Source organism: Bacillus hominis (assembly GCF_018332515.1).
GTDB classification, from domain to species: domain Bacteria; phylum Bacillota; class Bacilli; order Bacillales; family Bacillaceae_G; genus Bacillus_A; species Bacillus_A hominis.
Map to the genome: position 1 here is coordinate 63365 of NZ_BOQD01000027.1, position 7774 is coordinate 71138.

Consider the following 7774-nt stretch of genomic DNA (forward strand, 5'->3'; position numbering starts at 1 on the left):
CAACTACTATAAATTCATTATCATGGAGACAGACTGACAAGAGAAGGAGTAATGGAAATACATGAATGAAGTAAAGCTTTCAAAACGATTAGAAGAAGTTGTGAGGGAGATTCCGGTAGGATCTACAGTAGCTGATATTGGATCAGATCATGCGTATTTACCGTGTTATACAATTATAAATAATATTGCTACAAAAGCAGTTGCAGGAGAGGTTGTAGATGGACCGTTTCGCTCTGCACAAGCAACTGTAGCTGAAAGTGGCTTAAAAGATAAAGTAGACGTTCGTAAAGGGAATGGATTAGCTGTTATCGCGCCAGGAGAAGTAGATGTTATTACGATTGCTGGTATGGGTGGAGCGTTAATTCGTGACATTTTAGAAAGTGGTAAAGAAAAATTAGAAGGTGTAACACGTTTAATCTTACAGCCGAATATTGCTGCACACCATATTCGTGAATGGTTTATTGAAAATGGATGGGAGCTTATCCATGAGAAAATTGTAATAGAAGACGGAAAGATTTACGAGATTTTAGTCGGAGAGCGAGGGGATATAGCAGTACCTTACTCTGAAAATAAACAAGCTGAATTGTTTATGGGTCCATTTTTAATAAAAGAAAAAAGTGAAGCTTTTGTTGAAAAGTGGGAAGGGGAATTGAAAAACTTCCAAAATATTTTAAAACAGTTAGAGCGTGCAACAGAGTCTGAAGAGACAAAAGCGAAGCATGCAGAAGTAGAAGCGAAAATGAAAATGATAGGAGAGGTTTTATCATGAGTAAAATTCCGAATGGCCATGAAATTATTTCTTTATTTGAAGGTATGTATCCGAAGCATTTAGCGATGGAAGGGGATAAGGTTGGCTTACAGATTGGAGCGCTTAATAAACCTGTTCAGCACGTATTAATCGCATTAGATGTAACTGAGGAAGTTGTGGACGAAGCGATTCGATTAGGGGCGAATGTCATTATTGCGCATCACCCTTTAATCTTTAATCCATTAAAAGTGATTCATACAGATAAGGCGTACGGAAGAATTATTGAAACGTGTATTAAAAATGATATTGCAATTTATGCCGCACATACGAATGTGGATGTTGCTAAGGGCGGAGTAAATGATTTACTTGCTGATGCGTTAGGGTTACAAAATACAGAAGTATTAGCTCCTACGTATACAGAAGAAATGAAGAAAATTGTTGTATTTGTGCCAGTAACTCATGCGGAAGAAGTGCGTACAGCACTAGGAGATACAGGTGCTGGTCATATCGGCAATTATAGCCACTGTACGTTCAGTAGTGAGGGGACAGGCACGTTTGTACCTCAAGAGGGAACAAATCCTTATATCGGGGAAACTGGGCAGTTAGAACGTGTGGAAGAAGTACGTATCGAAACGATTATTCCAGCTTCATTACAAAGAAAAGTCATGAAAGCGATGTTGGCAGTCCATCCATATGAAGAAGTGGCATATGATGTATATCCGCTTGATAATAAAGGTGAAACATTAGGTCTTGGTAAAATAGGGTATTTACAAGAAGAAATGACGCTTGAGCAGTTTGCTGAACATGTGAAACAATCATTAGACGTGAAGGGCGCAAGAGTTGTTGGGAAATTAGATGATAAAGTGCGTAAAGTAGCTGTACTTGGTGGTGACGGTAATAAATATATAAACCAAGCGAAATTTAAAGGAGCAGATGTATATGTAACAGGTGACATGTATTATCATGTTGCTCACGATGCGATGATGCTTGGTTTAAATATAGTTGACCCAGGACATAACGTTGAAAAAGTAATGAAGCAAGGTGTGCAAAAGCAATTGCAAGAAAAAGTAGATGCGAAGAAATTCAATGTACACATTCATGCTTCGCAGTTACATACAGATCCATTCACATTTGTATAAGAAAAATAAAAACCGTTGCTCATATAGGCAACGGTTTTTATTATTGTTCTTTTTTCACTTTTACACGAGGTAGTATCTTTTGAAGTGGTACTTTTCGAATTCTTTCCCATGTAGCTGGATTCATTGGGTCATATTGATCTAAGAAAGCAATCACTTCTTTTGTAATTGGCGTTGGAGTAGAAGCACCTGCTGTAACAGCTACGTTTTCTACACCTTGCAGCCATTCTAATTGAATTTCACTTACGTCTGCAACGCGGTATGCTGTCGTACCAGCGATTTCTTGTGATACTTGTGCTAAACGGTTTGAGTTGTTACTTTTCGGATCACCGACAACAATTGTTAAATCTGCAACATCAGCTTGTTTAGCGACAGCTTCTTGGCGAACTTGAGTTGCTAAACAAATTTCCTTGTGGAATTCTGCTGTTGGGAATTTTTTCTGAATGTCCTCCATTAAATGTTGAACATCCCATTGACTCATTGTTGTTTGATTCGTAACTAAAATTTTATCCGTTGGAATTTCTAGTGTTTTTAAATCATCAGCTTTTTCGATAAGATGAACGATATCAGGTGCGATACCAACTGCGCCTTCTGGTTCTGGATGATTTTTTTTGCCGATATAAATGACATGGTATCCTTCAGCTTTCTTTGCTTCGATAAGGTCATGTGTTTTTGTAACATCTGGACAAGTTGCATCAATTGTAGTTAAACCTTTTTCTTTTGCACGTTGTTTAACTTCTGGAGAAACACCGTGTGCAGTAAAAATAACAGTACCAGAATCGATTTTATCTAAAATTTCTAATCGACTTGGACCGTCTAATGTAATGATGCCATCCTCTTCGAAAGCATCTGTGACATGCTTATTGTGAACAATCATACCTAAAATATAAATGGGTCTCGGTAATGATTTATCTAATGCGGCGTTACGTGCAATAACCATTGCGTCAACAACACCGTAGCAATAACCACGAGGGGAAATTTTAACAATCTTCATGTGAGTAATCCTCTCCTTCTAAACAAGGGATACTTTTGTGCATAGTCCATTACATTATAAAGGAGGAGTGGATAGAAAACAAAGGATTGTTACACATATAGTTTTGGTTTTGTTGCTGATTGTTGAACGGGTTCTTTCGGAACCTCTTTTTCTATTACCGGTTCAAGCACTATTTTTTTTCGTTTCCTTTTTGGAGGTGGAGGAGGTGGAGTTGCTACCTCAACCTGTTCTGTTGCATCTTCAGTTTGATTTTCTTCCGTACTTTTTCCAGAGGTGAGGATTTTAACAATGCTTGGTAGACTACGCATAATGGGACCGTACTGTTCGACAACAGGACCGACAGATTGCACGACTTGAGATACTTTTTCGATATTATTTATCATATTAGTTGGGTTCGAAATTAAATTTGAAAAAAAACTACCAATGCCGCTGCTAGATGCCGCTGCAGTTGTAGCTGACGCAGCACCACGTGTATCATTTGATTCATACATTTGAGGTGGTATCATCTGCTCTGGATATTGCTGCATGTATGGTTGATATTGTTGTGTATATTGTTGTTGATATGGCTGTTGCTGTTGGTATGACTGTTGCTGTTGATATTGGGGCGGCGGTTGTTGGTGCATCATCGGTGGCCCTTCCATTTGTCGATAAGGAGGGACCATTTGCATGAAAGGTTCGGTTGGATCGTGTTTTTTAAAAAGTTTAGCAAGGAAACCTTTCTTTTTTTGAGCCATCGGTGGTAGTTGTGGAATCGGATATGGTGTGTAAGATTGTTGTCCTCGATTCGGATACATTTGTCTTATAGGGGATTTCGGAAACATGTGGGAAATCCTCCTTTCTTCAGTTAGGTATATACACATACAATATGCAGTGGAAGGAAAGAAGGTTAGTTATTATGATGAAAACCTAAACTAAAGAAAAGATGGCTTTTACTTGTAGATTTCGATATAATGTAGACTTGACTGATTTGTGCGCAGTAGAAATTTTAGAAAGAAGGTGTAACTTATGACACTACAAACTTTTACACAGTATGATTTTAAACCATTTTTAATAGATGCAGTTCGTGAACTACGCTTTACAGAGCCAACAGGAATTCAAAAGAAAATTTTCCCGGTCGTGAAAAAAGGTGTGAGTATAATTGGACAATCCCAAACTGGTTCTGGGAAAACACATGCATACTTACTTCCTACATTAAACAGAATTGATGCAAGTCGTGAAGAAGTACAACTTGTTATTACAGCGCCCACTCGTGAGTTAGCACAACAAATTTATCAAGAAATTGTGAAGTTAACAAAGTTCTGTGCGGAAGGGCAAATGATTACAGCACGTTGTTTAATTGGTGGAACTGATAAACAACGATCAATTGAAAAGTTGAAAAAACAACCTCATATTGTAGTTGGAACGCCAGGACGTATTAAAGACTTAGTAGAAGAAAAGGCGCTATTTGTTTATAAAGCGGATACTATTATTGTCGATGAAGCGGATTTAATGCTTGATATGGGATTCATTCAAGATGTAGATAAAATTGCAGCTCGTATGCCTAAAAATCTGCAAATGTTAGTTTTCTCTGCAACAATTCCTCAAAAATTAAAACCATTTTTGAAGAAATATATGGAGAATCCAGAACATATTCATATTAATCCGAAGCAAGTTGCAGCAGGAAATATTGATCATTACCTTGTACCTTCAAGACACCGTAATAAAACTGAATTAGTGAAAAATATGCTACTTCAATTTAAACCATATTTAGCGATTATCTTTACAAACACAAAGAAAAAGGCTGACGAAGTAGCCGATGGATTAGCAGAACGTGGGTTAAAAGTAGGACGTATACACGGTGATTTATCACCACGTGATCGTAGAAAAATGATGAAACAAGTTCGTGATTTAGAGTTCCAATACATTGTCGCAACAGATTTAGCGGCACGCGGTATTGATATTGAAGGAATTAGTCATGTTATTAACTATGAACTTCCATCAGATTTAGATTTCTTCGTTCACCGCGTTGGAAGAACTGCACGTGCGGGTCATTCAGGTATTGCTGTGACGATTTATGATCCAGCAAATGAAGAAGCGTTAGATAGTTTGGAAAAACAACGTCATATCGAGTTTAAGCATGTAGATTTACGTGGAGATGAGTGGGCTGATTTAGGTGATCGCCGTCGTCGTAAGAGTCGTAAAAAACCAAATGATGGACTAGATGTTATGGCAACAAAAGTTGTTAAAAAGCCGAAAAAAGTAAAACCAAACTATAAACGAAAACTTGCAACAGAACGTGACAAAGTGAAGAAAAAATATAGCAATAAAAAAAGATAAGGGATTTCCCTTATTTTTTTTTATCTCACTACTTGAGAGAAAGTCGATTAATGCGGACTAATAATTAGTGAGGGGTAGAAAAAACGTTGACTAAACTTTCGCTTTATCCGGTTAACTTAAGTGTAGAGTGCAGATTGTTCGAATAGTCAGTTTAATCCATGTAGTGCCTTTTGTGGGAACAAACAATTCGCTACATATTTCTACAAATTATGCTATCATTATATCTATTGTATATTGAAGAGGTGATTGTATGTTAAAGATTGGATCTCATGTTTCAATGAGTGGTAAGAAGATGTTATTAGCAGCAAGTGAAGAGGCTGTTTCGTACGGTGCAACAACGTTCATGATTTATACAGGTGCACCACAAAATACACGAAGAAAACCAATTGAAGAATTGAATATAGAAGCAGGAAGAAAACATATGGAACTGAACGGTATTGAAGAAATTATCGTTCATGCTCCCTATATTATTAATGTTGGGAATACGACGAAACCTGAGACGTTTCAATTAGGTGTTGACTTCCTTCGTATGGAAATTGAAAGAACGGCAGCATTAGGTGTAGCAAGGCAAATTGTTCTTCATCCAGGAGCTCACGTTGGTGCAGGAGCAGATGCTGGTATTCAACAAATTATTAAAGGGCTTAATGAAGTAATAACACCAGAACAAACGGTTAATATTGCGCTAGAAACGATGGCAGGAAAAGGAACAGAATGCGGTCGTAGCTTTGAAGAAATTGCGAAAATTATTGATGGCGTAAAATACAATGAAAAACTCTCTGTATGTTTTGATACGTGTCATACACACGATGCAGGTTATGATATTGTAAATGATTTTGACGGTGTGTTAAACGACTTTGATAAGATTGTTGGGATAGATCGTTTACAAGTACTTCATATTAACGATAGCAAAAATGTACGCGGTGCTGGAAAAGACCGTCATGAGAATATTGGTTTTGGTCATATTGGCTATAAGGCGCTGCATCATATTGTACATCACCCACAACTTACGCATGTACCAAAAATTCTTGAAACGCCGTATGTCGGTGAAGATAAAAAAGACAAGAAGCCACCATATAAATTAGAAATCGAAATGCTGAAAAATGGTACTTTTGATGAAGGGATTCTTGAAAAAATTAAAGCGCAATAAGGAGGGGATTTTCCCCTCCTTATTTTAATAGTTGCTGAAATAAAATATTTACTTGTTGGGCAGTGGCAGGAGAAGTTACCTTTGCGATTTGTTTTAAGAGATCAAGTCGCTCGTTATTATCGTAAATGTTAATGTTTTTTCCTTTCATAAGTAAAACAATTTGATCAGCTTGTGCGGTTGTAATTGGAACTTCATATTCTTTACTATATTTCAATAACTCTTTTGTAGAAATATGATTTAATTTTTTATTAACAATTTGTTTAATGAGGTTCATCGTGTTGTCCTCCTTCACACGTTCTACTATCGAAATATATGTGCACATAGCTTGTATATATTCTTATAGAGTTTTGTTTTTTCCATGAGAAAAAGAAGCTTATGTTATAATATAAGAACAAAACTATAGATAAAGAGTATAAGGAGGACTTATGGAAAAAAAGCAACATCGAAAAGAAAGTGTTATTCACCTTGTATATCGTTTAGTTATGATTGTCTTTGGGGCAGCGTGTGCGGCGGTAGCGATTGAACTGTTTTTAATGCCAAATAAAATTATTGATGGTGGAATTATTGGTATTTCTCTTATATTAGATTATCTTACTCCTAATATTTGGTGGTTAAGTTTTTCTACTTTAGTTGTTATCCTCAACATTCCGTTTATGTACTCCGGGTATAAGCAAATTGGAAAAACATTCATGTTATCCTCAGCATTTGGAATTGTAGCTTTAGCATTTATTGAATCAACGTTGCATGCTATCCCGCCATTTACAACAGAGCCGATTTTAGCAACAGTTTTTGGCGGTCTTATTTTAGGGATTGGTGTAGGACTTGTTATTCGTCATGGTGGATCGTTAGACGGGACGGAGATTATGGGAATTCTATTAACGAAGAAATTACCGTTTTCTGTTGGTGAATTCGTAATGTTTGTGAACTTATTCATTTTTGCATGGGCAGCATTTGTTTTTGGTGTTGAACAAGCGATGTATTCTGTTATGACGTACTATATCGCATTCAAAACAATTGATACGGTAATTCAAGGATTGGACGAAACGAAAGCAGTTTTAATCGTATCGGATCAATATGAGGAAGTATCAAATGCAATTTTACACCGCCTTGGTCGTGGAACAACAAAACTTGTTGCTAAAGGTGGCTATACAGATAAAGAAAAAGAAGTTATTTATGCAGTTGTAACACGTCTGGAAGTGACGAAGTTAAAATCAATTGTGCATGAAATTGATGAAAACGCATTTGTTACGATTATGAATACACAAGAGACAAATGGTGGTAAGTTTAAATCAGCAATTCACTAAAAAGTTAATTGTAATATCTTTTGAAAACAGAGAATTCTTCTCTGTTTTTTTGTTATAATAATAAGGTTTCTTGAAATAAAGAATATATTTTAGGCAGATTGGTTTACAACTATAATAAGCTGTACTATA

Annotated in this window: 8 protein-coding genes; 5 read left to right on the plus strand and 3 right to left on the minus strand. The window is 36.5% G+C overall.

Annotated elements, in window-relative coordinates:
- Window positions 1–61 precede the first annotated feature (61 nt).
- Complete coding sequence (locus KI356_RS03985) at window positions 62–769, plus strand: tRNA (adenine(22)-N(1))-methyltransferase (RefSeq protein ID WP_212934834.1); 708 nt, start codon at window positions 62–64, stop codon at window positions 767–769.
- A complete protein-coding gene (locus KI356_RS03990; RefSeq protein ID WP_212934835.1) occupies window positions 766–1887 on the plus strand; it encodes a Nif3-like dinuclear metal center hexameric protein in 1122 nt (373 codons plus the stop codon). Before KI356_RS03985 ends, KI356_RS03990 begins: the two co-directional genes overlap by 4 nt.
- Before the next feature lie 40 nt (window positions 1888–1927).
- Here KI356_RS03990 and KI356_RS03995 read toward each other — a convergent pair whose 3' ends face one another.
- Window positions 1928–2878, minus strand: coding sequence for a 4-hydroxy-3-methylbut-2-enyl diphosphate reductase (locus KI356_RS03995; RefSeq protein ID WP_002067184.1), 951 nt, complete (start codon window positions 2876–2878; stop codon window positions 1928–1930).
- Between the two features lie 89 nt (window positions 2879–2967).
- The gene (vrrA, locus tag KI356_RS04000; protein ID WP_128280926.1) at window positions 2968–3699 is read right to left on the minus strand and encodes a VrrA/YqfQ family protein; all 732 of its coding nucleotides are present in this window, start codon (window positions 3697–3699) and stop codon (window positions 2968–2970) included.
- A gap of 184 nt (window positions 3700–3883) precedes the next feature.
- Here vrrA and KI356_RS04005 point away from each other — a divergent pair, with 184 nt between their 5' ends.
- A complete protein-coding gene (locus tag KI356_RS04005) occupies window positions 3884–5194 on the plus strand; it encodes a DEAD/DEAH box helicase (protein WP_128280927.1) in 1311 nt (436 codons plus the stop codon).
- A 250-nt stretch (window positions 5195–5444) separates the two neighbouring features.
- Window positions 5445–6341 carry a deoxyribonuclease IV gene (locus KI356_RS04010; protein ID WP_128280928.1) on the plus strand — a complete coding sequence of 299 codons (897 nt, stop codon included), beginning with the start codon at window positions 5445–5447 and terminating at the stop codon, window positions 6339–6341.
- A gap of 19 nt (window positions 6342–6360) precedes the next feature.
- Here KI356_RS04010 and KI356_RS04015 read toward each other — a convergent pair whose 3' ends face one another.
- A complete protein-coding gene (locus KI356_RS04015; protein ID WP_128280929.1) occupies window positions 6361–6615 on the minus strand; it encodes a DUF2624 domain-containing protein in 255 nt (84 codons plus the stop codon).
- Window positions 6616–6766: 151 nt separating this feature from the next.
- On the opposite strand from KI356_RS04015, the gene KI356_RS04020 reads away from it, so the two are divergent.
- Window positions 6767–7645, plus strand: a complete 879-nt coding sequence (locus tag KI356_RS04020) for a YitT family protein (RefSeq protein WP_002015168.1) — start codon at window positions 6767–6769, stop codon at window positions 7643–7645.
- Window positions 7646–7774: the final 129 nt, after the last annotated feature.

Bases quoted from the DNA above. Each gene is read 5' to 3' on its own strand.
- KI356_RS03985 (WP_212934834.1), top strand. From the start codon at position 62: ATGAATGAAGTAAAGCTTTCAAAACGATTAGAAGAAGTTGTGAGGGAG.
- KI356_RS03990 (WP_212934835.1), top strand. From the start codon at position 766: ATGAGTAAAATTCCGAATGGCCATGAAATTATTTCTTTATTTGAAGGT.
- KI356_RS03995 (WP_002067184.1), bottom strand. From the start codon at position 2,878: ATGAAGATTGTTAAAATTTCCCCTCGTGGTTATTGCTACGGTGTTGTT.
- vrrA (WP_128280926.1), bottom strand. From the start codon at position 3,699: ATGTTTCCGAAATCCCCTATAAGACAAATGTATCCGAATCGAGGACAA.
- KI356_RS04005 (WP_128280927.1), top strand. From the start codon at position 3,884: ATGACACTACAAACTTTTACACAGTATGATTTTAAACCATTTTTAATA.
- KI356_RS04010 (WP_128280928.1), top strand. From the start codon at position 5,445: ATGTTAAAGATTGGATCTCATGTTTCAATGAGTGGTAAGAAGATGTTA.
- KI356_RS04015 (WP_128280929.1), bottom strand. From the start codon at position 6,615: ATGAACCTCATTAAACAAATTGTTAATAAAAAATTAAATCATATTTCT.
- KI356_RS04020 (WP_002015168.1), top strand. From the start codon at position 6,767: ATGGAAAAAAAGCAACATCGAAAAGAAAGTGTTATTCACCTTGTATAT.